General features: G+C 40.7%; 2 protein-coding genes. One reads left to right on the top strand and one right to left on the bottom strand.

The features are described 5' to 3' along the window. Positions 1–275 precede the first annotated feature (275 nt). The gene (locus HMPREF9443_RS03200) at positions 276–1,592 is read left to right on the top strand and encodes an S-layer homology domain-containing protein (RefSeq protein ID WP_009145071.1); all 1,317 of its coding nucleotides are present in this window, start codon (positions 276–278) and stop codon (positions 1,590–1,592) included. Between the two features lie 12 nt (positions 1,593–1,604). Here HMPREF9443_RS03200 and HMPREF9443_RS10965 read toward each other — a convergent pair. Beyond that, on the bottom strand, positions 1,605–1,832 hold a 228-nt coding region (locus tag HMPREF9443_RS10965), incomplete at its 5' end, for a hypothetical protein (RefSeq protein ID WP_009145070.1).

The following is a 1,832-nucleotide window of genomic DNA, read 5'->3' as shown; positions in this document are numbered from 1 at the left end:
TGATTCCTACAGTAAACTGACGCGGCCATTAACAGAAAAAAACTTGCGCTAAATGTTGATGTATGGTATAATGCAACTATCGGCAAGAAAAAGATGTGGTTTTCTTACTGATAACTATTGCTTTATAAATCATTGCGATGGAAAAACCGGCAAAGGATGACAGAGGAAACAAGGCAACTCTTGAGCGGAATTTGCGGGAGACTCCGGAAGGTGATTTGTAAAAATATAATATTGGCAGTCTGATAATACTGCTACTTCCTGAGGAGGAAACAACAATGAAAAAATCCTTAGTACTCGCTATGGCTATGGCACTGGGCGTAACCGCTTCTGCTTATGCTGCAAATCCGTTCTCTGATGTACCTGCTGGCCACTGGGCTTATGACAGCATCAACAAACTGGCTGCTGCTGGCGTAATCGAAGGCTACGGCGACTCCACCTTCGGTGGCGACAAGCTGATGACCCGTTATGAAATGGCTCAAATCGTTGCTAAAGCAATGGCAAAAGGTGCTAACGTTGATAAACTGGCTGCTGAGTTCGCTGATGAACTGGACAACCTGGGCGTTCGCGTTGCTAACCTGGAGAAAAAAGCTGACAACGTTAAAATCACTGGTGAAGTTCGTTATCACTATACCGATACTAATGATGACTTCAATGGTTACAAGACTGCTCTGCGTTCCCGTATTTGGGTAAACGGACAAATCAATGAAGATTGGACTTATACTGGCATGCTTGAAAATAGCCAAGATCTGAAAAATAATGCTGGCGATGAAACTACCAAATTCCAACGTGCTTATGTAAATGGTCGTGTTGGTGGTTTAGCTGTTCAAGCTGGTCGTTATAATAAGGCTTTAGCTGAAGGTAATGTGTATGATAACCGTTTTGACGGAATTCAAGCTTCCTATGGTAGCGATGTTAAATTAACTGCTGGTTATGGTAAAGCTACCCCGTCTGCAGTTGCTACTACTACTGCTAACGTTAGATTTGATAACTTCTTTAGCTCTAACTCTTCTTTCACTGTAAAAAATGATTCTAATGAAGTTTATTATGCAGAATTAACTGGTAAAGTAGGTGCTTTGAACCTGACTGCTGGTTACTATGAATTTAAAGATATTGAAGCTGATGCACATGCTGAAGCATGGGGTTTTGATTACATGGGCAGACCTGTTCACTTAGGTGATAAAGATGTTCATTTTGCTGAAGATGCAACCATTTGGGCTTTGGGTGCAAACTATGCATTTGACAAAAATTTCAAATTAGGCGCTCTTTATCTTAAAGGTGAAGACAAATTAGCTACTGCTTCTGTAGATGATGACGGTTATGTAGTAACTGCTTCTTACAAAGGTGCTAAAGCTGTTGAACCAGGTTCTTGGGGATTAGTTGCTAAATACTATGACCAAGGTGCAACTACTTATGTTCACCACACCATGAATGGTGTTGCTAATGATATATTTGGTTTCAAGGGCTATAGTGTAGCAGCTAACTATGCTTTTGCTAAAAATATCGTTGGTCAAGTAGAATACTATGATTTGGAGGAAAAAGAAGGCAACCGCGAAGCTCAAACTCTGTGGAGCCAACTGGTATTCACTTTCTAATTTGACTTTACGTCAATCTGCTGAAAAGCAAAAAATCGCATATGCATAAATGAAAAGAGGACGGTGCGCACCGTCCTCTTTTTGTGTATCTAAGGCTTGTACGTATTCAGTACGTATAATATAATAAAGCCAAGGAGTGATGACATGCAAGACATTATCAAGCTCATTGAAAAGGATGGTTGGGTGTTGGTGGCTCAGGTTGGAAGTCGGTACTGTCAATAGTTTTGCGCAAATTTCTTC

Origin of the sequence: Phascolarctobacterium succinatutens YIT 12067 (assembly GCF_000188175.1) — a bacterium.
Lineage (GTDB): Bacteria > Bacillota > Negativicutes > Acidaminococcales > Acidaminococcaceae > Phascolarctobacterium_A > Phascolarctobacterium_A succinatutens.
Note: the sequence above shows the minus strand (reverse complement) of the source record. Positions and strands in the feature narration are given on the sequence as shown.

Coding starts and splice junctions, on each gene's coding strand:
- HMPREF9443_RS03200 (WP_009145071.1), top strand. CDS start 276: ATGAAAAAATCCTTAGTACTCGCTATGGCTATGGCACTGGGCGTAACC.